Raw genomic sequence first — 24,210 nt, forward strand, 5'->3', positions numbered from 1 at the left:
GAATCCATCATGAATATGCCTGTAAGCAAAACCGTCGTCGCCAAGGCGCCGGAACAACAGAAAACCGCGATCTCGGCCCTCTGGCGTCCGGCGCTGGTGCAAGCCTTCGTCAAGCTCGACCCACGGCAATTGCAACGTGCGCCGGTGATGCTGGTGGTCGAACTGACCGCCATCCTCACCACTGTGCTGTGCTTCATTCCCGACAACGCCGTGCCGACTTTCGTCGCCGCGCAAATCGCGTTGTGGCTTTGGTTCACCGTGTTGTTCGCCAACTTCGCCGAAGCGCTGGCCGAAGGTCGCGGCAAGGCCCGCGCCGACAGCCTCAAGGCCGGTAGCGAAGGCTTGAGTGCCCGTCGCAAAACTGCCAATGGCAGCTTTCAAGTGGTACCGGCCACCAGCCTGCGCAAGGACGATGTGGTGCGCGTCGAAGCGGGGGAGATGATTCCCGGTGACGGCGAGGTGATCGAAGGTATCGCGGCGGTCAACGAAGCGGCGATTACCGGTGAATCGGCGCCAGTGATTCGTGAGTCCGGTGGCGACCGCTCGGCCGTCACCGGCAACACCCGACTGGTATCTGACTGGCTGCTGGTGCGCATCACCGCCAACCCCGGCGAGTCGACTCTCGACCGCATGATCGCGCTGGTCGAAGGCGCCAAACGCCAGAAAACCCCGAACGAAGTGGCGCTGGATATCCTGCTGATCGGCCTGACCCTGATCTTCCTGCTGGTGGTGGTGACCCTGCAACCGTTCGCTCACTTCGCCAACGGCAGTCTGCCGTTGGTGTTTCTGGTGGCGTTATTGGTCACGCTGATTCCGACCACTATCGGCGGTTTGTTGTCGGCCATCGGTATCGCCGGGATGGACCGTCTGGTGCGCCTGAACGTGATCGCCAAATCCGGTCGCGCCGTGGAAGCGGCGGGGGACGTTCACGTCCTGTTGCTGGACAAGACCGGCACCATCACCTTCGGTAACCGTCGCTGCTCCGCGGTCTATGCCGCGCCAGGTGTCACTGCCAAAGAACTGGCCGAGGGCGCGTTGTTTGCCTCCCTGGCCGATGACACCGCTGAAGGCAAATCCATCGTCGAGTACCTGCGCTGTCTTCACCCGCAACCCGAGCCGTCCGCTGACGTATTGACCGCCGTGCCGTTCAGCGCTGAAACCCGCCTGTCTGGTGTCGACTATCAGGGCCGGGTCTATCGCAAAGGCGCGGTGGATTCGCTGCTGACCTTCGTCGACCTGAAACGCGCCGATCTGGCCGCGCCTCTGTCGCGGGAAATCGACAAGATTGCTCAGAGTGGCGGTACGCCGTTGCTGGTCTGCGTTGACGGAAAATTGCTCGGTGTCATCCACCTCAAGGACGTGGTCAAGCCTGGCATCCGCGAGCGTTTCGCCGAGCTGCGCAAGCTGGGGATTCGCACGGTCATGGTCACTGGCGACAACCCGCTGACCGCTGCTGCGATTGCCGCTGAAGCAGGCGTGGATGACGTGCTGGCTGAAGCCACGCCGGAGAAAAAACTGGCGCGCATTCGTCACGAGCAGAACGACGGGCGCCTGGTCGCCATGTGCGGTGACGGCGCCAACGACGCCCCGGCCCTGGCCCAGGCGGACGTCGGCATGGCGATGAACGATGGTACGCAAGCGGCGCGTGAGGCGGCGAACATGGTCGACCTCGACAGCGATCCGACCAAGCTGTTGGACGTGGTGCAGATCGGCAAGGAATTGCTGGTGACCCGCGGTGCGCTAACGACCTTTTCCATCGCCAACGACGTGGCCAAGTACTTCGCGATCCTGCCGGCGCTGTTCGCCTCGATCTACCCGCAACTGGGTGTGCTCAACGTCATGCACCTGAACAGTCCGCAGAGCGCGATTCTGTCGGCGATTGTGTTCAATGCCTTGATCATCGTGGTGCTGATTCCGCTGGCGCTGCGCGGTGTGCGGGTGCAGGCGGTGAGCGCGGCGGCGTTGCTGCGGCGCAATCTGCTGATCTATGGACTGGGCGGGATACTGGTGCCGTTCGTGGGCATCAAGGCGATCGACATGTTGTTGACGGCGTTGCATCTGGTTTAGCGGTTGCTGCTTGAGGCAGGGGCTTTTGTGGCGAGGGAACTTGCTCCCGCTGGGCTGCGAAGCAGCCCCACCTCAGGCCACCGTGTTTATTCAGGTACACCGCATTCACCAGGTTTACGACTGCTGCGCAGCCGAGCGGGAGCAAGCTCCCTCGCCACAGGTGATGTGTGTGCCTTCCGAGTGATGAATATTCTTCGAATCGAGGATTTTGAAATGTCCACACTGATACGTCCGGCTCTGAGCCTACTGGTGCTGATGACCCTGATCACCGGCGTCGCTTACCCCTTGGTGGTCACCGGTGTCGCCCAGGTCGCCTTCCCGGACCAGGCCAATGGCAGCCTGGTGCGTGACGCCGACGGCAAGGTCCGCGGTTCGTCGTTGATTGCCCAGGATTTCGTCGGCGACACCTGGTTCCACCCACGGCCATCGGCCGGTGCCTTTGCCACCGTGTCGAGCAGCGCCAGCAACTTCTCGCCAAGCAATCCCGCGCTGGCCACTCGGGTTATCGACGAGGCCAATAAATTGCAGGTGCCGGGGCAGGGCCCGGTGCCGTTGGCCTTGCTGACCACCTCCGGCAGTGGCCTCGATCCGCACTTGCCACCGGCTGCGATTGCCTATCAACTGGCGCGAGTCGCGGCGGCGCGCAATCTGCCAGTGTCTACGCTTGAGCAATTGCTGGACGCGCACATCGAGCAGCCCTTGGTGGGGCCGCCGGTGGTGAATGTGTTGGCGCTGAATAGGGCGTTGGAAAAACTGTAGATCGGTGGCGCCGCCAATCGCGGGCAAGCCCGCTCCCACAGGAGGCGATGGTGGATACACGATTTGTGACCACCATCGATCACTGTGGGAGCGGGCTTGCCCGCGAAGAGGCCCTGACAGTCACTGCATCAATATCAGAATGAGAGAGAACTTCAAGCATGAGTGACTCCGGCCGCGCCGACGCGCTGTTAGCAGACCTGCCCCGCGATGGCCGTGGCCGGCTCAAGGTGTTCCTTGGCGCAGCCCCGGGGGTCGGCAAGACCTACGCCATGCTGCAAGCCGCACACACTCAACTGCGCCAAGGCGTGAAAGTCATGGCCGGGGTGGTCGAAACCCACGGTCGCGCCGAAACCGAAGCGCTACTGGCTGGCTTGCCGCAGCAGCCGTTGGTGCGCTCGGAATACCGCGGCGTGATGCTCGAAGAGATGGACCTCGACGGTCTGATCAAAGCCAAGCCGAAACTGGTGCTGGTGGACGAGCTGGCCCACAGCAACGCCCCCGGCAGTCGGCACGCCAAACGCTGGCAAGACATCCAGGAATTGCTCGCCGCCGGCATTGACGTGTTCACCACGGTCAACGTCCAGCATCTGGAAAGTCTCAACGATCAGGTGCGCGGCATCACCGGCGTGCAGGTGCGCGAAACCCTGCCGGACTGGGTGTTGCAAGAAGCCTACGAACTGCTGCTGATTGACCTGCCGCCGCGTGAGTTGCTGGAGCGTCTGCGCGACGGCAAGGTCTACGTGCCGGAGCAGGCGCGGGCGGCCATCGATGCGTTCTTCACTCAGACCAACCTCACCGCCCTGCGTGAATTGGCGATGCAAACCGCTGCGGCTCAGGTCGATGACGATCTGGCGCAGGGTTATCGCCAGTTGGGGCAGGCTGCACCGGCCGTGCGCGGTCGTTTGCTGGTGGGCGTCGATGGCGATGCTCAGGCCGAGCGTCTGGTGCGTCACGCCAGTCGCGTCGCCCAGCGCCGGCATCTGCCGTGGAGTCTGGTGCATGTGGACAACGGCCGTGTGCGCGACGAGCAGTCGCGCCTGCGCCTGCAAAGTGCTCAGCAACTGGCCGAACGCCTCGGTGGAGAAGTGGTGCTGCTGCGTGCCGGCGAGGTGGCGAAAACCCTGATCCAGCACGCCGCCGAACGCCGCGCGAGTCTGGTGTTGGTCGGTCAGTCCCGGCAGCGTTTGCGTCGACGGTTGTTCGGCGGCGGTCTGGCGTCACGTTTGCTGCGTAATGCTCGTGGGCTGGAAATCAACGTGCTCGACAGCGATCAGGAACAGCATCAGCCGCGCCAACGCTCGGCGCAATCGCTGGTCTGGTTCGACTACGCGTTGGCGCTGGTGGCGACGGTGCTTGCCAGTGCCTTGGCCTGGGCGGTGGAGAGCTTCTTGCCGTTGCCCAATATTTCGCTGGTGTTCCTCGCGGCGGTGTTGCTGGTGGCGGTGCGCAGCAGCCTTGGTCCGGCGCTGGCCTGCGCGGCGCTGTCGTTTCTGACCTATGACTTTCTGTTCATTCCGCCGAACTTCTCTTTCACCATCCAGCGTGAAGAAGACGTGCTGACCTTGCTGTTCTTCCTGCTGATGGCGGCCCTCACCGGCAACCTGGCGGCGCGACAACGGCGACAATTGCAGGCGTTGCGCGACACTCAGGAAGAAACCAGCGAACTGCTCGACCTGTCGCGCAAACTCACCGCCGCCACCGACCGTCAGGCCGTGGTCAGCGCTGCGGCGCAACACCTCAATGGCTGGACCGACCTGAAACTGTGTCTGCTCAATCGCGATGGCCAGAGCGGTTGGAAAGTTGAAACCGGCGGGCCGCTGGAGTTCTCCGAAGCCGAGCGCGCCGCCGCCGATTGGGCCTGGCAACATGATCAACCGGCCGGCGCAGGCACCGGCACCTTGCCGTTCGGGCGCTGGTGGTGGTGGCCGTTGTCGGTGGACGATGGTCCGCTGGCACTGCTCGGCGTGTGTGCCAAAGAAGGTCAGACCCTGAGCGGCCAGCGTCGGCGTTTGCTGACCGCACTGAGCCAACCGCTGGCCCAGGCGTTGGCTCGGGCGCAACTGGCCGATGACCTTGAGGCGGCGCGCTTGCATGGTGAAACCGAGCAACTGCGCAGCGCGCTGCTGGCCTCGGTGTCCCACGATTTGCGCACGCCGCTGACTTCCATGCGCGGCAGCATCGACAGCCTGCTGGCGCTTGGCGAGGCGATTCCGCTGGAGGACCGTCGCGAACTGCTCGAAGGCACCCGCGATGAAGCCGAACGGCTGGATCGCTACATTCAAAACCTGCTGGACATGACTCGCCTCGGCCACGGCGCCCTGAAGCTGGCGCGGGACTGGGTGTCGCCGGCAGACATCGTCGGCAGTGCACTCAATCGTCTGCGCGCGGTGCTGGCGTCGTTGCAGGTCATTACCGAAGTACCGGCCGAATTGCCGCTGCTCTATGTGCATGCCGCGTTGATCGAGCAAGCGCTGGTCAACGTATTGGAAAACGCCGCGCGTTTCTCACCGCCTCGCGGGCGACTGGAATTGCGTGCCGGGGCCACTGACAGCGAGCTGTTTTTTTCGGTGAGCGATGAGGGGCCGGGAATTCCGGAGGAGGAGCGGGCGAAAGTTTTCGACATGTTCTACACCGCCGCTCGCGGCGATCGCGGCGGGCAGGGTACCGGGCTGGGGCTGGCGATCTGTCAGGGCATGGTCGGCGCCCATGGCGGGCGGATCAGCGTCGCCGATGGCATCGAAGGGCGCGGCACCTGCATCACGTTGCACCTGCCGTTACAGACTCAGCCGGGATTGGACAGTGAAGCCTGATCTCACCTGCGCTACTCTCTTGCCACTTCTTTGTGTTGATGTGAATTCATGAGCCAGACCGCGACCATTTTGGTCATCGATGACGAACCGCAGATCCGCAAATTCCTGCGCATCAGCCTCGCCTCCCAAGGTTACAAAGTGCTGGAGGCCGGCACCGGCACGGAAGGCCTGGCCCAGGCCGCATTGAACAAACCCGACCTGCTGGTGCTCGACCTCGGCCTTCCGGACATGGACGGCCAGCAGGTGCTGCGCGAGTTTCGCGAGTGGTCGACGGTGCCGGTATTGGTGCTCTCGGTGCGCGCCAGCGAAGGGCAGAAAGTACAAGCCCTGGATGGCGGCGCCAACGACTACGTGACCAAGCCGTTCGGCATCCAGGAATTTCTGGCCCGAGTGCGCGCGTTGCTGCGTCAGGCGCCGACCGGTGAGGCCCAGGAAGCGGCGCTCTCCTTCGGCCCACTCACCGTGGACCTGGCTTATCGCCGGGTGCTATTGGACGGCGCCGAAGTGGCGCTGACGCGCAAGGAATATGCGGTACTGGCGCAACTGGCGCGGCATCCGGGGCGGGTCATCACCCAGCAGCAACTGCTCAAGGACATCTGGGGCCCGACCCACACCGAGGACAGCCACTATCTGCGAATAGTGGTCGGGCACCTGCGGCAGAAACTGGCGGATGATCCGACTCAGCCACGGTTCATCGTCACCGAAGCGGGGGTGGGGTATCGGTTGTTGAGTGAGGGCAGCCTTTAGTTTTTGTGGTGGCTGATCCTGCGCCTTCGCGGGCAAGCCCGCTCCCACAGTGTTCCGGGTGTTCACAGATCATGTGACCGCCACAAAACTCTGTGGGAGCGGGCTTGCCCGCGAAGGGGCCCTTTCATTCACCCAAGAACCTCAAGACTCCCGCTCATTCTCATACCGATCCAGCGTATCCCGCGCAATCTCGCGCCCCAGCGCGATCAACTCAGGTGCCTTGTAAAATTCGAAAAACCGACACACCCGCTTAGGCACGTTGATCAGGATATCCGGCGGATACCCGGCAATCTTGTACTGCGCCAATGACGTCTGCATCACCTCGAAACTCTGGTTGATCAAGTCCAGCAAGGACGCCGGCCCGACGTTGTCGATGATGAACGACCCGGTGGCGGATTTCGGTGCGCCGTTGCTTTCCGGGGCTGCCGCCGGTTGCTGGCCTTCGGGCGCGGCGGATTCGATCCACGGATTAATCTCGGCCGCTTCTGCCATCAACGCTTCCTTCTCCAGCAGCAGCAATTGTTCCGCCTGTTTACGGCGGAATGGCATCTTCGAGCCCAGCGAGTTGATCAGGCTGTCGAAGCGGGTCTTGAACGCGGCCGGGCGCTGGATCACTGGCAGTTGATAATGACGCTGGTTGGTGGAGTTGAGGTTGACCGCGATGATCAGGTCGCAATGGCTCGACACCACCGGCACGATCGGCAACGGGTTGAGGATACCGCCGTCCACCAGCATTCGATTGCCCTGCATCACCGGCGTGAACAGGCTGGGGATCGCCGCCGAGGCGCGCATGGCCTGGTGCAGGCAGCCTTCCTGAAACCAGATTTCCTGTTGGTTGGTCAGGTCCGTGGCCACGGCCGTGTAGGGAATGCGCAGGTCTTCGATGTTGATTTCGCCGACGATCTTGCGGATCTGCCCGAAGACCTTTTCCCCACGAATCGCGCCCAGGCGAAAACTGACGTCCACCAGACGCAACACGTCGAGGTAATCCAGGCTCTCGATCCAGTCGCGATAATCGTTGAGTTTACCGGCGGCATAGATCCCGCCGACCACTGCGCCCATGGAACAACCGGCGATGCAGGCGATGTCGTAGCCGCGCCGCTCGATCTCTTCAATGACGCCGATATGGGCGTAGCCCCGGGCGCCACCCGAGCCCAACACCAGTGCGACACGCTTTTTCATGAATCGACCTCTCTGACAAGGTTCAACAATGCACCTATCGAGGGGCAAGCTTCAATCGCTATGGTCGTTCGGCGGGGCGATAGCGTCGTTTTTTGACACTCAATAAAGGCGAATGGGTATCCTCGCGAGCGCTATAGTTTCCACTGCGGGTCCAAGGCACTTTTCACGCGCCAGGCCGTCTTAGCTGCACGACTGTTTATTATCTTTGAGGTGTGAGTGATGAAAGCCTGGATCTGTGTGCCTTTGATTGCATTGGCGCTAGCCGGTTGTGCCGGTAAAACCGCTTACCGTGACAGCTGCGGTAGCCAACTCGACGCCGCCTGGCATGAGTTGGACCTGGCCAAGGTCGAAGGCTTTGCCGGGACCGTCAGCTACTCCAAGGCGCTGTCGTTGCTGACCGGTGCCAAGACCCAGCAGCAATTCGAAGCATACGAGGGCTGTACCAAGAAGGCCGAGAAGGCGCGCTTCTACATTCGTGAGTCTCGCGCTGGCCGTTGAAGCATGATGTAGCACACTTGGGGTAATTCGATTCAGGGAGCAAGCGATGTCTGCCTTGGTTGATCGGTTGGTGGCTCAAGTTCTGAGCCTGGACGTTCGCTTGCTCGCCTGTCAGGCACGCTTGAGTGCCCGCACTGACTCTGAAGCGCTGCACGATCTACGCACCACCGTGCGGCGTTTGCGCAGCCTTCTGCGGCCCTTGCGCGGTTTGCCCGGGGTCGAGCAACTGGAAGCGGCGGCATCCCGGGTCGGTGACCTGACCACGCCGTTGCGCGATCGCGAAGTGCTGGCGGCGTACTTGCTCGAGCACGATCAACCTGAGGCCGCGCACCGACGCATGGTGCGGATGGCCGAGGCTTATCCCCTCGTAGCGGCGAGCCCGGAACTGGCGCAGATGCTGATGATCCTCGACGCCTTTCCGCGTTTTCTGCGGGCTTCCCAGCGTCAGGGCTTGCTCAAGGGCTTGCGCAAGCGCATCGAAAAACGCCTGGGCAAACAATGGAAGAAACTCGACCAGGCCCTGCATGACCCCGCCCATGACCGCCATCGCCTGCGCCTGCTGATCAAGCGCGTGCGCTATGGCATCGAAGCCTACCCCGAGCTGGATCGCTTGCCGAAAGCGGCCCTGCCCAGACTGAAATCGGCGCAGGCTGCCTTGGGTGATTGGCACGACAGCTGGCAGTGGCTGGACCGCGCCAAAGAAGAGCCCGATTTGCAGCCATGTGTCGCGGTCTGGAAAACCACCTTGGCCAAGGCCGAAGCGCGCGCCGACCGCGTCCTCGACAAATTCAGCGCCGCCTGCTTCAAATCCTGAAACCACCAAAGATCAACTGTGGGAGCGAGCCTGCTCGCGATGGCGGCATGACAGCCAGCATCAATGTTGAATGTCATGGCCTCATCGCGAGCAGGCTCGCTCCCACATTAGTTTGTGTGTTCAATGTTGGCACGGCTCATCTGTCAGTGATTTTGGCCGGAATAAGCGCTGTGTCGGTTTTGCGGGCTGGTTAAGATCGTTCCATCCATTTTCCTGCCTCTGAGGTTTCCATGCACTTTTCCGATCTGCTCGACGCTGTTCGCAGTCAGCCGCAGGAGTTGTCCATTCCGGCCGAATGGGGTCAGGGGCGGGCGAGTTTTGGTGGGCTGATAGCCGCCTTGCAATACGAAGCCATGCGCGCAAAAGTCCCGGCGGATCGTCCAGTGCGTTCGCTGGCAATCACCTTTGTCGGCCCGGTCGAGCCCGATGTGCCGGTCAGCTTTGAAGTCGATGTGCTGCGCGAAGGCAAAGCCGTCAGCCAGGTACTGGGCCGGGCAATGCAGAAGGGGCAAGTGGTGACGTTGGTCCAGGGCAGCTTCGGTGCCTCGCGACCTTCCGAAGTGGCGGTCACGGCCAACGCTGCGCCCGAGATGAAACACTGGGACGACTGCCAGGAAATGCCCTATATCAAAGGGGTGACCCCGGAATTCATGCGTCATTTGGCAATGCGCTGGAGCATTGGCGGCCTGCCGTTCACCGGCAACACCTCCCGCGATATGGGGGGTTGGGTGCGCTTGCGTGGAGAAGGGAAAGACGAGGTGGTCAACGAGGCGCATATTCTGGCGCTGGTCGACGCTTGGCCTCCGTCCTTGTTGTCGCATCTGAAGAAACCGGCGGCAGGCAGCACGCTGACCTGGACCATCGAATTCGTCCAGCCGTTGCTGGCATTGAGCACGCTGGACTGGTGCAAGTACCTGGTTGAAATCGAGTATGCCGCTGATGGCTACGGGCACGCCGCCGCAAAACTATGGAGCGAAGACGGCCAGTTGATCGCCATGAGCCGGCAGACAGTCACGATTTTCGCCTGATCAGTGACGACGACGGTGGCGTTCACGCCAGGCGCGCCACCAGCCGCCACTGAAGAAAAACCGTGGGAAGGTCAGGAACTGCTCGACCATCAAGCGTGATACCGCATCTTTGCGATCACTGAACGGCTCGGAGGCCTGCGCCTCCAGGCGGTGACCGTGACGCTGCAGGCCCAGGGCGGCGATCAGGCCGATAACGCCGATCGCGATGCTCGCCAGATCCAGGCTGAACACCCCCGAGACCATCAGCAAAAACGCCACGATGAACAGCGGCACGGCAATCAGGTGCAACACCAGATTGGTCGGGTGCTGGTGATTATGCGGGTACGCTCGCCATTGCCAGGCGGGAAGGTTGGGATGACGTTTGCCCATGATGCATATCCTTTGATTCGTTGAGGCGCTTGAATAAAGAATAGGCTTGGCGCGGGCCGTCGGCGAATCAAGGCTGGCTATCGGCGCAATAGGTGTGATGGTCAGGATTGATGTTGCTCGATCTGACGCCTTCGCGGGCAAGCCCGCTCCCACAGGTAATGCGCAAATTTTGCAATAGCGCTGATCCTGTGGGAGCGGGCTTGCCCGCGATGGGGCCGTCACAGTTTCAGCTGACCGATAGCCTTGCTCAATTCCCCCGCCAACATCGCCAGCTCATTGCTGGTAATCGCTGAATTCACGGTCTGCTGCACGGTGTTTTCGGTCACGTCGCGAATGCTCACCACCGCCCGATTCATCTCCTCCGCCACATGGCTCTGCTGTTCGGCTGCCACCGCGATCTGCGTATTGCTTTCACGCATCTGCGCCACCGCAGTGGTGATTTCGGCCAGGGCCACACTGGCTTCCTGAGCCTGTTGCATGCAGTCATCTGCCTTGTACGAGCTTTCCTGCATGAAGTCCACGGCGTCCCGGGTGCCAGCCTGCAGCGCTGAAACCATGGTGGTGATCTCGTCGGTGGACGCCTGGACGCGTTTGGCCAGGTTACGCACTTCATCGGCGACCACCGCAAACCCGCGGCCCATTTCACCGGCCCGGGCCGCTTCGATGGCGGCGTTAAGGGCCAGCAGGTTGGTCTGTTCGGCGATGCTGTGGATCACGCTGACCACGCCGTTGATCTTCTGGCTGTCTTCGGCCAGACGCTGAATCATCTCGGCCGTTTGCTGCACGCCGGTGGACAATCCGCCAATCGATATCTGCACCCGAGTGACTACTTCCTGGCCACTGCCAGCCAGGGTGTCGGCGGTTTGCGAGAGGTCGCGGGTGGCGCCGGCGTGTTGGGCGATGTGATGGACAGTGGCAGTCATTTCGTTGATCGCCGTGGCGGCCTGATCGGTTTCGCTTTGTTGACCGAGCATGCCGTGACGCACCTCGTTCATGCTCGACGCCAGCCGCGCGGCACCGACATCCAGTTGCCGGGCAGTGCTGGCGACGGTGTTGACCACCCGCTGGTAACCGGCCTGCATGGCGTTGAAGGCGTTGGCCATCTGCCCGACTTCATCCTTGCAAGCCAGCGGCACACGGGCCGACAGGTCGCCGGTTTTCTCGACGTGGAGCATCACGTCTTTCAAGGTGTTGAGCTGGCTGAGCAGGAAGCGGATCAACAGTTGCGACGCACCGAGCATCGCCAGCATCAAGATGAATACCGCTACCGCGTAGTGGGTGAAGCGTTCGCCGAACACTTGGCTCAGGCTCGGGCCATAGGCAATCACCGCGATCTGTTGACCGTCAGGCCGAGTGAACACCTCGGCGCCCATCAACGGGTTTTCACCGTACAGCGGCATAGCGTTGATCTCGACCCAACCGTTGGTATCGGTCAGCTCCAGCACCGGTTGCCCATTCAGTAACGGCGCCTGCCCGCGATTGAAGGTCAGCAGGTGATCGGCCTTGGGCAGCGGCTGCCCGGCAGGCCAGGCATTGATCAATCGCGCCTGGGCCTGGGCCGACGCTTGGGCGGCGTGGCTGCGGGCCTGTTGTTCAAGCTGTACGGCGTACAGCACCAGCAACAGGGTGGTGACGAAGGCGACGGCGTTGACCGCCCAGAATTTGTATTTCAGCGAGATGTTGCTAAGCCAGGCACCCATGGAGGTCTTCTCTGATAGCGGAAACAGTTTTGGCAAGGTGCCAGTATTGTGCCGCTACTCAGGACGTTGAATCTTGATGTGGATCAACGGGCACCACCGCCAACCTGTGGGAGCGGGCTTGCCCGCGATAGCTGTGTATCAGGCGCCAGAGATGTTGACTGATATTCCGTCATCGCGGGCAAGCCCGCTCCCACAGGTTGGCGGTGGTTATTGGGGGATTGAGGGCAGACCGAAGAACGCCCGCGCACAGGCCGTGCTGTGAGCAGCCAAATCTTCCACCGTTTCCCCACGATGCAACGCCACCTCACGCAACACTTCAGTCAGATACGCCGGCTCGTTGCGACCATTCTTCGGCTTGGGGCGCAGACTGCGGGGCAGCAGATACGGCGCATCGCTCTCCAGCATCAAGCGCCCGCGTTTAATCTCTTTGACCAGCGGATGCAGGTGCGTACCCCGGCGTTCATCGCAGATCCAGCCAGTGATGCCGATGTGCAAATCCAGATCGAGGTAGCTGAACAGCGCCTTTTTTTCACCGGTGAAGCAGTGCACCACGGCGGCCGGCAACTGGTCGCGGTAATCACGCAGGATCTCCAGCAATCGTTGGCTGGCATCGCGCTCATGCAGGAACACCGGCAATTGCAGCTCGACCGCCATCGCCAGATGTTCTTCTAAGACTTTTTCCTGTTGCGGGCGGGGCGAGAAATCGCGGTTGAAATCGAGGCCGCATTCACCCACGGCGACCACGTTTTGCTCCTTGAGCAAACTGCGCAGACGCTGAGCGCTGTCGGCGTTCCAGTCGCTGGCCGAGTGCGGGTGAATACCGGCCGTAGCGAACAGCCGCTGAGCACTTTCGTCCAGTTGGTGGCACAGCTCCAGCGCCTGTTCACTGCCCTCGACGCTGGTCCCGGTGAGCACCAATTGGCGGACCCCGGCAGCATAGGCACGGTCGAGTACAGCCTGGTGTTTGTCGGCGAAACTGGGGTTGGTCAGGTTGACGCCGATATCGATGAGTTGCATGGTGCTACCTCGGACCAAAGGCCGGAAAGCATATCAGAGCTGTAGATTTATAAGAAAAGCCAAGAACTACAACCAGTTAAAGCTGTCTGTTGAGGCCGCGCGCGAGGTCAGGGTTGGTAGATTTGCCATCACTGTGCCACTCTCACGCACTTTACCAGCGCTTCAGGCGCTCTGTTTCTGTCGCTCGACGTCATGAAATCACCCATGAGGTCGGCCAGTATTCTTTCCGGAGAGTGGATGATTCGTCCCTCGGTTTTGTTACTGCTGTGTTGCTCGTTGCTGCTGCCAATGCCGGCGGTTGCGCGTCTGGCCGGACCGTTGCAAGCCGTGCCGGCGGCCAAGGTCCGCGACTTGGCGGAGATTCGCAGCAGTCGTGTGTTGCGGGTGTTGGTCAACCAGAGCCGCAACAGCTCCGGTGAAGTCCAGGGCCAGGCCATCGGCGTCGAATACCACCGCCTGCGCGCTTTCGAACAATACCTCAACGGCCATGCCCGTGACGGCCAGGAAATCACCCTCAAGATCATTCCCAAAGCCAAGGATCAACTGCTCGGCGCGTTGCAGCGCGGGGAGGGTGATCTGGTCGCGCCGGGGGAATTGCTCGATCCGCAATCGGGCCTCGCGGTCAGCACCAGCCAACCGATCGCCAGCGATGTGCCGTTGCTGCTGGTGGGGATCAAAGGCGAACGACGTTACACCCGTCTCGAACAACTTTCGGGCAAAACTCTCGCGCTGCCCACCGGCAGTGCCGCCGGGGATGCGGTCAGTCAGATCAATCAGAAACTCGCGCTGCACAAACTGCCTCCGGTGACGATCGAGTGGGTCGATCCAAGCCTGGCGGTCGAGGATGTGCTGGAAATGGTCCAGGGCGGGATCTTTCATCTGACGATCGTCGAGCAACCGATTGCCGAACGCTGGGGCAAGATCCTGCCCAAATTGCGCTTCGATCGTCAGGTCCTTATCAGCGAACCAGGCGAGGAATACTGGTTCGTGCGCCGCGATGCCTCGATGCTGCGTTCGAGCATCGATCGCTTCCTGACAACCTACAAGAAGCCGTCGGACCAGGATGCGGCGTTCCTGCGGATCTATCGACGCTTGTATCAAGTGCACTATCCCTTGGCCAAGGCCGATCGGCAGCGCTTGGAAAAACTTCGACCGGTGTTGCAAAAACATGCTGAAGCCCAAGGGATGGACTGGCTGAACCTGGCGGCGCTGGCTTTCAAGGAGTCGGCGCTGCAACCCAACGCCAGAAGCGGCAGCGGCCCCACCGGCCTGATGCAAATCACCCCGTCCGCGGCGCAACGGGTTGGGGTCAGTAATATTCAAAACCTCGACGCCAATGTGCAGGCCGGCGCGAAGTACCTGGCGATGATCCGTCGCAAGTTTTTTGCCAGCCCCAAACTCAATGAGCGTGAGCGCATGGCGTTCGTGCTGGCGGCCTACAACATGGGACCGGAGCGGGTTCAAGGCATGCGCGCCGAGGCCCGGCGACGGGGCTTGAATCCTAATCAATGGTTCTTCCAGGTTGAGCGCATTGCCATGGAGCAGGTGGGAATGGGGGCTGTCAGCTATGTTAATAGCGTGAACAAGTATTACCTGGCGTTCGATCGGGAACGGGAATCGTTGGAGCCCCAGGGGCAAAAAGTTGCCTCACGGAAATGATCGACTAAACTGATTGTTATGGTGGGTTTTTTGCGCTTTTAACATGAATTTAATTGATTAATATGGCGGCCAACCAACACACATTCACAATGGATGACACAGCATGAGCACACTGATCAACAAGGTACTGTCCACCCGCGCGGGCTACGGTCTGACGATTCTGCGTATTTTCGTCGGCATTATCTTCGCGGCCCATGGCTCACAGAAACTCTTCGGTGCATTCGGCGGCTACGGCATTGCCGGCACCGCGCAGTACATGGAAAGCATCGGGCTGGCACCTGGTCATCTGATGGCGATCCTGGCGGGTGGTACCGAGTTCTTCGGCGGTCTGGCGCTGATCATCGGCCTGCTGGTACGCCCGGCAGCGCTGGGGCTGACCTTCCTCTCGCTGGTGGCTATTTTCACGGTGCACATCAGCAACGGTCTGTTCATGGCTAACAACGGTTATGAATTCGCCCTGGCGTTGCTCGGTGGCAGCCTCGCGGTGCTGATCGAAGGTGCAGGCAAGCTGTCGGTAGACCGCGCCATCACCGACTGACCGTTCTGACTCAACAAAAAGGCCTGCATTGTGCGACGCACTGTGCAGGCCTTTTTTGTTGCGCGTGATTCTTGACACTGTCCGGTCAGCTTCTCTAGGATGCTGCCCATGCGCCGATTTAAACAGCTACTTGCGGGGCGCCAGGTGACTCATTCAGTTGCCGATAGAAGCTTGAAACAGGCTTCGAAATACCGCTAAAGCGCTGGTTCGGTGTTGCCTCTCACCTGCCATGCAGACTTTTGAGGCAGAGACACGACACAATGAATGCATTAAGCCCCGTTATACGCCCCGCGCCGATCACGGCACACCTCACCCAGCGCAATCCAAAAATCCTGCTTGGCGGTAAACATCAGCCGACGCTTTTGCGTTACCTCGATGGCTGGCCACGTCGTACCGGTGGGCCTGCTGCCTTCCTGATTCAGTTTGTCGACGACGGTGAGTCACTGGCACGGTTTGCCAACGACAGTTTCGATCTGGCGGTGATTCTGGCACCCAACGCCGAGGATGCGCCGGAAGTGATCAGGCAGCTGACTCGCGTGGCTCGCCAAGGGCTGATTACCCGTCGCTGAGGTTCAGAGCGCTGTGGCTCAGAGCGCCGCGGCTCAAAGATACTCGATCGCCACGATATACACGCATTGTTCACCGGTCGGTGTCTGGACCCGCACTTCGGCGTCCAGTGCTTTGCCAATCAAGGCGCGCGCCAACGGTGAGTCGATACTGATCAGGCCTAGTTTCAGGTCCAGCTCATCCGGCCCGACGATGCGATAGCGCGACTCTTTGCCGTCTTCATCTTCAATCGTGACCCACGCGCCAAAGTAAACCTTGTTCGGATCGCTGGGTTTCTCACTGACAACCTTGAGCGCTTCCAGGCGTTTGGTGAGAAAGCGCACGCGACTGTCGATCTCGCGCAGCATCTTTTTGCCGTAGGTGTATTCGGCGTTTTCCGAGCGATCGCCCTGTGCCGCCGCCTCGCTGACCGATTGCGTCACTTGCGGTCGACGCACATGCCAGAGTTCATGAAACTCGGCCCGCATCCGCGCTTCACCTTCGGGGGTGATCAGCGCGGTGCCAGCGGTGCGGGGAGGGCGATAACGGCTCATGGCGGCTTCTTGTGGTTGAATACGTGATCAGAGCGCTTGAGTTTATCAACCCTCGCGCAAGACTGTCAGGGGGCTGGCGTTCAAGGCGCGGCGCGTGCCGAACACACCGGCACCGCCGATCAGCACGGCCCCGATCAGCGGCAACACCAACAGCCATGGATGCGGGTGCCAAGGCAGGTCGAAGGCATAACGGTAGAGCACCATGCTCACCAGTTCCGAACCCAGTGCCGCCAACAATCCGCTGACCGCGCCGAGCAGGCCGAACTCGATCCGCCGGGCCCTGACCAGCAACTGTCGTTCGGCACCCAGCGCTCGCAGCAATGCACCTTGGCGAATGCGTTCATCCAGCGTTGCCTGCAACCCGGAGAACAACACCGCCATCCCCGCCGCCAATACAAACAACAGCACGTATTCCACCGCCAGGGTTACTTGAGCGAGGATACTGCGCAGCTGCGCGAGCAAGGCTTCGACTTGCAGAATGGTCACTGCCGGAAAGCTGCGGGACAGGTCGACGATCTGCTGATCGTGACCGGCCGCCAGATAGAAACTGGTCAGGTAGGTGGCCGGCAAGTCCTTCAAGGTGCCTGGCTGGAAGATCATGAAAAAGTTCGGCTGGAAGTTGTCCCAGTTGATCTCCCGCAGGCTGGTGACTTTCGCCTCCCGATTGACCCCGCCGACGGTGAACACCATGTGATCGCCGAGCTTGAGTTTGAGGCTTTCGGCGACTTTACCTTCCACCGAAACACCGGGTATTTCATCTGCTGGTTGCTGGCCCCACCAGTTGCCGGCGGTGAGTTTGTTGCCCGCTGGCAGGTCTGCCGCCCAGGTCAGGCTCAAGTCGCGTTGAATGGCTCGATCACCGGCCGAATCCTTGCTGACGATTTCCTGTACCGGTTCGCCGTTGATGCTGATCAGCCGTCCCGGCACCACCGGGTACAGCGGCGCCGATTGTGCCGACAACTCCATCAGTCGATCGGTAAAGGCTTGCTTGTCCGCCGGCAGAATGTTCAGGGCGAAATAATTCGGGGCATTTTTCGGCAACTGGTTTTGCCAGGTGTCGAGCAATTCGCCACGCAGCAAAGCGATCAGCGCCATGGACAGCAGAATCAAACCGAAGGCCAGGGCTTGACCCGCCGCCGCCAGTGGATGGCGCAGCAGTTGGCCCAACCCGAGGCGCCATGGCAATGAGGCGCGCGCGAGCATCCGGCGCAGGCTCTTCAGTAGCAGCAACAGCAAACCGCCAAGCACCAGTGCCGCGATCACACCGCCGCCGAGCAGGGCGAAGGTCAGCAACAGGTCCAGGCTCAAGCGCCACATGATCAGGCCGAGGGCGCCCAATGCCGCGCCATAAACAATCCAGGTGCTGGACGGAATCGGCAGCATGTCGCGACGCAACACGCGCAGCGGCGGCACTCGACCCAATGCGGCCAGTGGCGGCAGGGCGAAACCGGCCAGCGCGACCAGCCCGGTGCCGATCCCGGCGAAGGCCGGGAACAGGCCCCCCGGTGGAACATCGGTCGGCAGTAAATCACGCAGCAGCGCAAACAGCCCAAGCTGTGCCAGCCAGCCGAGCAGGGCGCCGCTGATGCTGGCGAGCAGTCCGAGTACGGTCAGTTGCAGACTGAACAGCACCATGGTTTCCCGACGGGACAGACCCAGGCAGCGCAGCAATGCACTGGCATCGAATCGGCGAGTGGCGAAGCGTGTCGCCGACAACGCCACCGCCACGCCGGACAGCAACACTGCGACCAGACTGGCCATGTTCAAATAACGTTCAGCCTTGCCCAGGGCGCCGCCGATCTGTCGATTGCCGTCCCGGGCATCCTGGATGCGTTGGTTGGCCGCCAGCCCGGGTTTGATCAGTTGACGATAGGTTTCCAGCGCCTCGGCTTTGCCGCGCCAGAGTTCCCGGTAACTGACCCTGCTACCGGGTTGCACCACACCGGTCGCCTCAAGGTCGCCAAGGTTGATCAGCACCCGTGGTGTCAGGCTGTAGAAATTGCCGGCGCGATCCGGTTCGTAGGTCAGCACTCGCGCCAGCGTCAGGGTTTTCATGCCGACATCGATGCTATCGCCGATCTTCAAGTCCAGTGCGGTCAGCAGTCGCGCTTCGACCCAGGCTTCGCCGGGTTTCGGACCGCCACCGGGTTCTTCCGGCGCGAAGGGCGCTGGGGCGCTTTTCAGTTCGCCACGCAACGGGTAGACGTCATCGGCGGCTTTGATACTGGACAGCTGAATACCGTTGTCGGTGGCAATGACGCTGGAAAACTCCACTACTTGAGCGTGCTCAAGGCCCAGCTCAGTGCCGCTCCTTACCTGCTCGGGCCGCGCCGGTGAGCTACCTTCGAGCACCAGGTCGGCGCCGAGAAATTCGGTGGCGCGCAGCATCATGGCGCCGTTCAGGCGGGCACCGAAGTAACCGATGGCGGTACTCGCCGCCACGGCCACCAGCAAGGCGAAGAACAACACGCGCAACTCACCGGCGCGGGCATCGCGCAACAGTTGGCGGATGGCGAGACTGAACAGGCGCAACAGCGGCAAGCGTGCCATCAAGGCTCCAGAGGGGCGACCAGCAGGCCGGCTTCAAGGCGGATCAGGCGCCGGCAGCGATGTGCCAGGCGTTCGTCGTGGGTCACCAGCACCAGGGTCGTGCCGCTTTCCTGGTTGAGTTCGAACAACAGATCGCTGATGCGCTCGCCGGTGTGGCTGTCGAGATTGCCGGTGGGTTCATCGGCGAACAGCACGTCGGGCTCAGCGGCGAACGCCCGGGCAATCGCCACGCGTTGTTGCTCGCCACCGGAAAGCTGACGTGGCGAGTGGGTCAGGCGTTGGCCCAGACCGACTCGTTGCAGCAGTTCGGTAGCCCGCTCGCGGGCGTCTTTGCGGCCATCGAGTTCCAGCGGCAGCATGACGTTTTCCAGGGCGTTGAGACTGTCGAGCAGCTGGAATGATTGAAAGACAAACCCCACGTGCTCGGCGCGGATGCGCGCGCGCTGGTCTTCATCGAGATTGCTCAGGCCTTGCCCGGCGAGGGTGACTTCGCCGCTGCTCGGCAGGTCGAGGCCGGCGAGCAGGCCCAGGAGGGTGGATTTGCCGGAACCCGAAGCACCGACGATGGCCAGGCTATCGCCCTTGTTCAGTTCCAGGCTGAGTTCGTGCAGGATAGTCAGTTCACCTTCCGCGCTCGGAACCACTTTGCTGAGGTTCTTCGCGGTGAGAATGCTTGCGCCCATGGAGAATCCGATGCGAGTGTGGTTTTTGAGTGCTGGCCTGGCCTTGATGTGCATGGCCCAGAACGCAGCGGCGGGTACAGTCCTGATCGTTGGCGATAGTATCAGCGCCGGTTTCGGCCTGGATACCCGCTTGGGGTGGGTGTCATTGCTTGAGCAACGGCTCAAGCGCGAAGGTTTCGACGATAAAGTGGTCAATGCATCCATCAGCGGCGACACCAGTGCCGGAGGCCGGGCGCGCCTGCCGGCGCTGCTTGCAGAGCATAAGCCAGAGTTGGTTATCCTCGAGTTGGGGGGCAACGATGGGTTGCGCGGAATGCTGCCAACACAATTGCAACAAAATCTTGCGTCGATGATCGACAGCTCCCGCGCCAGTGGTGCCGAGGTATTGCTACTGGGTATGCAACTGCCACCCAACTACGGTGTGCGTTACACCCAGGCCTTTGCCGAGGCTTTCACCAAGGTCGCCAACGATAAAAAGATCCCGCTGGTGCCGTTTTTTCTCGACGGTGTGGGCGGTCATCCGGACCTGATGCAAGGCGACGGCCTGCACCCGGCTGCGGCGGCTCAGGACAAGTTGCTGGAAAATGTCTGGCCGACACTGAAACCGCTGCTTTGACGCTTTTCTAGTGGCGGTGTTTCGGCTAAGGTGGCGCCCCCGATTTGGAGCCCCCGATGCCGCGTCCTGCCTGGTCCCTTTTTGCCTACCAACTGATCGAGCCTGACGAACAGCTGGATCTGTTCGCCTGCCAGGAAGTGCGGGTACATCTGGTGACCCGTCAACTGGAGTTGGGCGGCTCGGCGGACCGAACCTTGTGCGGCAGCCTGTTGCCGGCGCAACCGCGCTGGTCGAGCGTCGACCGCACCGTGTTCCAGGATCAGCGCCTGTGCTCGCTGTGCCGGGCCATTCTGGAATCGCAAAAACGCGGCACCTCGCCGATCTGGCCCGAGTTGCGGTTCGAGCTTTAGGGCCCTGTGGCGAGGGAGCTCCTGTGGCGAGGGGGCTTGCCCCCGTTGGGTCGCGCAGCGGCCCTGAACAGGCGCTGCAGTCTGTGAGACATTTCTCGATCACCGCGATGACGACTGCTGCGCAGCCGAACGGGGGCAAGCCCCCTCGCCACAGGTAAGTCCCCTCACCGCCGATCCCCCCAACCACAGGTCTTTACGTCTCCCCGAAATAACGGGCGGCGGTGTACAATCCCGTTTTTATACCCTTGTCGATCATGCGAAGGATTTTCCGGATGTTGCCGCGCTTTCCCGCCGTCACCCGCTGCCTGTCTCTTGCCGCCCTCTGTGTCGCGGGTCCGGTAGCAGCATTGGAGCTACCCCTGCCACCCCCTGGTGAAGACATCATCGGTCAGGTGCAAGTGATCAAGGCCAAGTACGAAGATACCTTCGCCGACCTTGGCACCACCTACGATCTTGGCTATTCGGAAATGGTCGCGGCCAACCCAGGCGTTGATCCATGGTTGCCGGGCGCCGGTACCGAAGTGGTGCTGCCGACGCGCTTCATCCTGCCGCCGGGGCCCCGTGAAGGCATCGTCATCAACCTGGCTGAATACCGTCTCTACTATTTCCCGAAAGGCCGGAACGTGGTGTACACCTTCCCGCTAGGTATCGGCCGTGAAGGCTGGGGCTCGCCAATTGCCCACACCAGCATTGTCGCCAAGACGCCGAACCCGACCTGGACGCCTCCAGCGTCGATCAAGGCCGAGCACGCCGCCGATGGCGATCCACTGCCGAATGTGGTGCCGGCGGGCCCGGACAACCCGCTGGGGCCGTTCAAGTTCACGCTGGGCACTCCGGGCTACCTGATCCACGGTTCGAACAAGAAGTTCGGTATCGGCATGCGCACCAGCCACGGTTGCTTCCGCATGTTCAACAACAACGTGCTGGAAATGGCCAGCATGGTGCCGGTCGGGACGTCGGTGCGGATCATCAACGACCCGTACAAGTTCGGCCTCAGTGGCGGCAAGGTTTATCTGGAAGCACACACGCCGCTGGACGATATGGGCAACCCTTCGGTAGTCGACAAGCACACCGCAGTGATCAATGCGATGCTCAAGCGTGAGGACATCACCAACAACTTGCGCATGAACTGGGATGTAGTGCGTGACGTGGTGGCCGCTGAAGATGGCCTGCCGGTGGAAATCGCCGTGCCGAATGCGTCGGCGCCGATGGTGTCGAGTGCACCGATCGACCTGCAGCAGTAACGCGTTAAAGCAACCCGCCGACGCAGGCCGCGTCGGCGGGTTTTTTATGGCCTGCAGAAACAGCGGGCAATAAAAAAGCCGACCCAAAAAATGGGTCGGCTTGATAACAATCCCGAAGGACTATTACTTGCGGCTAGCTTTTTCCAGCATGCGCAGAGCACGCTCGTTAGCTTCGTCAGCAGTCTGTTGTGCTTTTTGAGCAGCAGCCAGAGCTTCATCAGCTTTACGGTAAGCTTCGTCTGCACGAGCCTGGGAGCGAGCTGCTGCGTCTTCAGTAGCAGTCAGACGTGCTTCGGTTTCTTTCGATACGCTGCTGCAACCGGTAGCCAGAACTGCGGCCAGAGCCAGAGCAGAGAATTTCAGAACGTTGTTCATCGTGTTCCCCTTCAAGGACTTTCTATTAAGTAGCTGTCTCCTCAGAGTGAGGAAATAGCCGGCGTACATACTACCCATTACTTGTAGTAAGTAAACTGACGTAGAGCAAGAAGCAAAAAAAATTGTAGGCGTTGATTCTTTTTCGAGCAACTTTTAACTGCATTGTATAAAAAATATCCAGCTGCGAGGCCCGAGCTGAGCGAGCCGCCGAGGAAAAGTTCCCGGTGTCGGCAGCTGTTTTTCAGTCTCGACTAAAGTCTATCTAGATGGAATCGTCCACACTTTTGTTCGGATTTTGCGCAGCCGCCCTCATATCTTTATCCATGTTGAGGTGACTTAAACAAAGGGCGCTCGTCTTATGTCTCAATATCCGGCAATGTTCAGGCCTGAACTCGGGAATATCCCGTTCGAGCCACCCCTGCATTACCCCAGGCAACACCCGCCTGCCAGCATGACGAGCGTCCCTTGAGCATTTCTGCCAATGGTGCCTACTATTTGATACGTGCTCGGTTTCGCGAGATTGGTGTTGCTCTCTCGGTGTCCATTCAGGCACGGGGTGGCGTAGATGTTCCTTCGCCGGAAAAACATCGGTAAGGTAGGGGTCAGAATTAAAGACCCGCGAGGAGTAGTGATGAGCGAGGCGTTGTCCATCCACCATGACCAGGCTGGTCATCAGTTCGAGACCACTGTGGACGGTTATCGTGCCTACCTGACCTATATGGATCTGGGAAAACAGACCCTGGATATTTATCGTACCTTCGTGCCCAACGCGCTGCGTGGTCGCGGCATCGCGGCGGCGTTGACCGAGCAGGCACTGCAATACGCCGAGGAAATGGGCTACACAGTCATTCCATCGTGTTCCTATGTGGAGCGCTACATGGAGCGTCACGCACGGCATGCCGCCAAGCTGTGAATAAAGCGAACGCATAAAAAAACGCCAGGTTTAAGCCTGGCGTTTTTTTTGCGTGAAACGGCGATTAGCTGCGATCGCGTTTCGGCAACACATCCTTGAGCTTGGCGTGCATGCTGCGCAAGGTGTTTTCGGTGGCGGTCCAATCGATGCAGGCATCGGTGATCGACACGCCGTATTGCAGGTCGGCGAGGTCTTTCGGGATCGCCTGGCAGCCCCAGTTCAGATGACTTTCGACCATCAGGCCGATGATCGACTGGTTGCCTTCGAGGATCTGGTTGGCGACGTTCTCCATCACCAGCGGTTGCAGGGCCGGGTCCTTGTTGGAGTTGGCGTGGCTGCAGTCGACCATGATGTTCGGCTTGATCTTCGCTTTGTTCAGCGCTTGCTCACAGAGCGCGACGCTGACCGAATCGTAGTTCGGTTTGCCGTTACCGCCGCGCAACACCACGTGACCGTAGGCGTTGCCCTTGGTGGTGACGATCGACACGCCACCTTCCTGGTTGATACCCAGGAAACGGTGCGGGCTGGACACTGATTGCAGGGCGTTGATGGCCACTGTCAGGCCGCCATCGGTGCCATTCTTGAAGCCGACAGCCGAGGACAGGCCGGAAGCCATTTCACGGTGAGTCTGGGATTCGGTGGTGCGTGCGCCGATCGCCGACCAGCTGATCAGGTCCTGCAAGTATTGCGGGGAGATCGGGTCGAGGGCTTCGGTCGCAGTCGGCAGGCCCATCTCGGCCAGGTCCAGCAGCAACTGACGACCGATGTGCAAACCATCCTGAATCTTGAACGAGTCGTCCAGGTACGGATCGTTGATCAAGCCTTTCCAGCCGACGGTGGTGCGTGGCTTCTCGAAATACACGCGCATGACCAGATACAAGGTATCGGACACTTCGGCCGCGAGCACTTTCAGGCGCTCGGCGTATTCGTGGGCAGCCTTGATGTCATGGATCGAGCACGGCCCGATCACGACGAACAGGCGGTGGTCGGTGCCATCAAGAATGTTGCGAATGACTTCGCGGCCCTTGGTGACGGTGCGCAGGGCAGCGTCGCTCAGAGGGATGTCACGCTTGAGCTGATCGGGAGTGATCAGGGTCTCGTTGGAGGCGACGTTAAGGTCGTTGATCGGTAAATCAGCCATCGTTTACTCGTCAGGTCACGGGTGCCGGCCGCCAGCGAACCCGCGCGGCG

23 protein-coding genes are annotated in these 24,210 nt (G+C 60.9%); 14 read left to right on the forward strand and 9 right to left on the reverse strand.

Features of this window, described 5'->3' with window-relative positions; genetic code table 11:
- Positions 1 to 9 precede the first annotated feature (9 nt).
- The 4 genes from kdpB (at position 10) to KGB18_RS09030 (ending at position 6,383) form a co-directional block, all read left to right on the forward strand.
- Entirely contained in the window at positions 10 to 2,067 is a 2,058-nt protein-coding gene (gene kdpB / locus KGB18_RS09015) for a potassium-transporting ATPase subunit KdpB (protein WP_223569681.1), read from the forward strand.
- Between the two features lie 213 nt (positions 2,068 to 2,280).
- Positions 2,281 to 2,826, forward strand: a complete 546-nt coding sequence (kdpC, locus tag KGB18_RS09020; protein ID WP_123723173.1) for a potassium-transporting ATPase subunit KdpC — start codon at positions 2,281 to 2,283, stop codon at positions 2,824 to 2,826.
- Positions 2,827 to 2,984: 158 nt separating this feature from the next.
- Entirely contained in the window at positions 2,985 to 5,636 is a 2,652-nt protein-coding gene (locus KGB18_RS09025; RefSeq protein WP_201062677.1) for a sensor histidine kinase, read from the forward strand.
- Positions 5,637 to 5,684: 48 nt separating this feature from the next.
- On the forward strand, positions 5,685 to 6,383 hold the full coding sequence (locus tag KGB18_RS09030) for a response regulator (RefSeq protein ID WP_008006017.1): 699 nt from the start codon (positions 5,685 to 5,687) through the stop codon (positions 6,381 to 6,383).
- 141 nt (positions 6,384 to 6,524) lie between these two features.
- Here the strand turns inward: KGB18_RS09030 and KGB18_RS09035 are convergent, their stop codons facing one another.
- Positions 6,525 to 7,565 (reverse strand): patatin-like phospholipase family protein, encoded by a 1,041-nt coding sequence (locus KGB18_RS09035; protein ID WP_123723175.1) that lies wholly within the window; start codon positions 7,563 to 7,565, stop codon positions 6,525 to 6,527.
- A 219-nt stretch (positions 7,566 to 7,784) separates the two neighbouring features.
- On the opposite strand from KGB18_RS09035, the gene KGB18_RS09040 reads away from it, so the two are divergent.
- From KGB18_RS09040 to KGB18_RS09050, 3 genes are all read left to right on the forward strand, one after another.
- Positions 7,785 to 8,063 (forward strand): hypothetical protein, encoded by a 279-nt coding sequence (locus KGB18_RS09040; RefSeq protein WP_123357718.1) that lies wholly within the window; start codon positions 7,785 to 7,787, stop codon positions 8,061 to 8,063.
- A 46-nt stretch (positions 8,064 to 8,109) separates the two neighbouring features.
- The gene (locus KGB18_RS09045; protein ID WP_123723176.1) at positions 8,110 to 8,877 is read left to right on the forward strand and encodes a CHAD domain-containing protein; all 768 of its coding nucleotides are present in this window, start codon (positions 8,110 to 8,112) and stop codon (positions 8,875 to 8,877) included.
- Positions 8,878 to 9,107: 230 nt separating this feature from the next.
- A complete protein-coding gene (locus tag KGB18_RS09050; protein ID WP_052964055.1) occupies positions 9,108 to 9,905 on the forward strand; it encodes an acyl-CoA thioesterase in 798 nt (265 codons plus the stop codon).
- Here KGB18_RS09050 and KGB18_RS09055 read toward each other — a convergent pair whose 3' ends face one another.
- The 3 genes from KGB18_RS09055 to KGB18_RS09065 form a co-directional block, all read right to left on the reverse strand.
- Positions 9,906 to 10,274 carry an Mpo1-like protein gene (locus KGB18_RS09055; RefSeq protein WP_123723177.1) on the reverse strand — a complete coding sequence of 123 codons (369 nt, stop codon included), beginning with the start codon at positions 10,272 to 10,274 and terminating at the stop codon, positions 9,906 to 9,908. It abuts the gene before it with no gap.
- Positions 10,275 to 10,492: 218 nt separating this feature from the next.
- Positions 10,493 to 11,974: a methyl-accepting chemotaxis protein gene (locus tag KGB18_RS09060; RefSeq protein WP_201062675.1), complete on the reverse strand. Its 1,482-nt coding sequence runs from the start codon at positions 11,972 to 11,974 to the stop codon at positions 10,493 to 10,495.
- A 207-nt stretch (positions 11,975 to 12,181) separates the two neighbouring features.
- Positions 12,182 to 12,991 (reverse strand): TatD family hydrolase, encoded by an 810-nt coding sequence (locus KGB18_RS09065; RefSeq protein ID WP_223569682.1) that lies wholly within the window; start codon positions 12,989 to 12,991, stop codon positions 12,182 to 12,184.
- A 237-nt stretch (positions 12,992 to 13,228) separates the two neighbouring features.
- Between KGB18_RS09065 and KGB18_RS09070 the strand changes: the two genes are divergently transcribed.
- The 3 genes from KGB18_RS09070 to KGB18_RS09080 all read left to right on the forward strand — a co-directional run bounded on the left by KGB18_RS09070 (position 13,229) and on the right by KGB18_RS09080 (position 15,757).
- On the forward strand, positions 13,229 to 14,650 hold the full coding sequence (locus tag KGB18_RS09070; RefSeq protein ID WP_223569683.1) for a transglycosylase SLT domain-containing protein: 1,422 nt from the start codon (positions 13,229 to 13,231) through the stop codon (positions 14,648 to 14,650).
- 103 nt (positions 14,651 to 14,753) lie between these two features.
- Entirely contained in the window at positions 14,754 to 15,188 is a 435-nt protein-coding gene (locus KGB18_RS09075) for a DoxX family protein (RefSeq protein WP_223569684.1), read from the forward strand.
- Positions 15,189 to 15,448: 260 nt separating this feature from the next.
- A complete protein-coding gene (locus KGB18_RS09080; RefSeq protein ID WP_052964043.1) occupies positions 15,449 to 15,757 on the forward strand; it encodes a hypothetical protein in 309 nt (102 codons plus the stop codon).
- 33 nt (positions 15,758 to 15,790) lie between these two features.
- Here KGB18_RS09080 and greB read toward each other — a convergent pair whose 3' ends face one another.
- From greB to KGB18_RS09095, 3 genes are read right to left on the reverse strand one after another with little or no spacing between them, the layout of a single operon-like run.
- Entirely contained in the window at positions 15,791 to 16,288 is a 498-nt protein-coding gene (gene greB / locus KGB18_RS09085; RefSeq protein WP_033057207.1) for a transcription elongation factor GreB, read from the reverse strand.
- A gap of 45 nt (positions 16,289 to 16,333) precedes the next feature.
- On the reverse strand, positions 16,334 to 18,838 hold the full coding sequence (locus tag KGB18_RS09090; RefSeq protein ID WP_223569685.1) for an ABC transporter permease: 2,505 nt from the start codon (positions 18,836 to 18,838) through the stop codon (positions 16,334 to 16,336).
- Positions 18,838 to 19,521 (reverse strand): ABC transporter ATP-binding protein, encoded by a 684-nt coding sequence (locus KGB18_RS09095; protein WP_007899869.1) that lies wholly within the window; start codon positions 19,519 to 19,521, stop codon positions 18,838 to 18,840. Before KGB18_RS09095 ends, KGB18_RS09090 begins: the two co-directional genes overlap by 1 nt.
- Before the next feature lie 10 nt (positions 19,522 to 19,531).
- On the opposite strand from KGB18_RS09095, the gene KGB18_RS09100 reads away from it, so the two are divergent.
- From KGB18_RS09100 to KGB18_RS09110, 3 genes are all read left to right on the forward strand, one after another.
- Positions 19,532 to 20,137 carry an arylesterase gene (locus KGB18_RS09100; RefSeq protein ID WP_223569686.1) on the forward strand — a complete coding sequence of 202 codons (606 nt, stop codon included), beginning with the start codon at positions 19,532 to 19,534 and terminating at the stop codon, positions 20,135 to 20,137.
- Between the two features lie 56 nt (positions 20,138 to 20,193).
- A complete protein-coding gene (locus tag KGB18_RS09105) occupies positions 20,194 to 20,487 on the forward strand; it encodes a hypothetical protein (protein WP_007899882.1) in 294 nt (97 codons plus the stop codon).
- A gap of 272 nt (positions 20,488 to 20,759) precedes the next feature.
- Complete coding sequence (locus KGB18_RS09110; RefSeq protein ID WP_123723185.1) at positions 20,760 to 21,731, forward strand: L,D-transpeptidase family protein; 972 nt, start codon at positions 20,760 to 20,762, stop codon at positions 21,729 to 21,731.
- Positions 21,732 to 21,854: 123 nt separating this feature from the next.
- On the opposite strand, the gene oprI is transcribed toward KGB18_RS09110, so the two are convergent.
- Positions 21,855 to 22,106, reverse strand: coding sequence for an outer membrane lipoprotei OprI (oprI, locus tag KGB18_RS09115; RefSeq protein ID WP_003172710.1), 252 nt, complete (start codon positions 22,104 to 22,106; stop codon positions 21,855 to 21,857).
- Between the two features lie 631 nt (positions 22,107 to 22,737).
- On the opposite strand from oprI, the gene KGB18_RS09120 reads away from it, so the two are divergent.
- Complete coding sequence (locus tag KGB18_RS09120; RefSeq protein ID WP_007899932.1) at positions 22,738 to 23,019, forward strand: GNAT family N-acetyltransferase; 282 nt, start codon at positions 22,738 to 22,740, stop codon at positions 23,017 to 23,019.
- 64 nt (positions 23,020 to 23,083) lie between these two features.
- On the opposite strand, the gene KGB18_RS09125 is transcribed toward KGB18_RS09120, so the two are convergent.
- Positions 23,084 to 24,160, reverse strand: coding sequence for a 3-deoxy-7-phosphoheptulonate synthase (locus KGB18_RS09125; RefSeq protein ID WP_008009435.1), 1,077 nt, complete (start codon positions 24,158 to 24,160; stop codon positions 23,084 to 23,086).
- Between the last annotated feature and the right edge of the window lie 50 nt (positions 24,161 to 24,210).

The organism is Pseudomonas sp. BF-R-26, assembly GCF_019947395.1.
Taxonomy (GTDB): Bacteria; Pseudomonadota; Gammaproteobacteria; order Pseudomonadales; family Pseudomonadaceae; genus Aquipseudomonas; species Aquipseudomonas farris.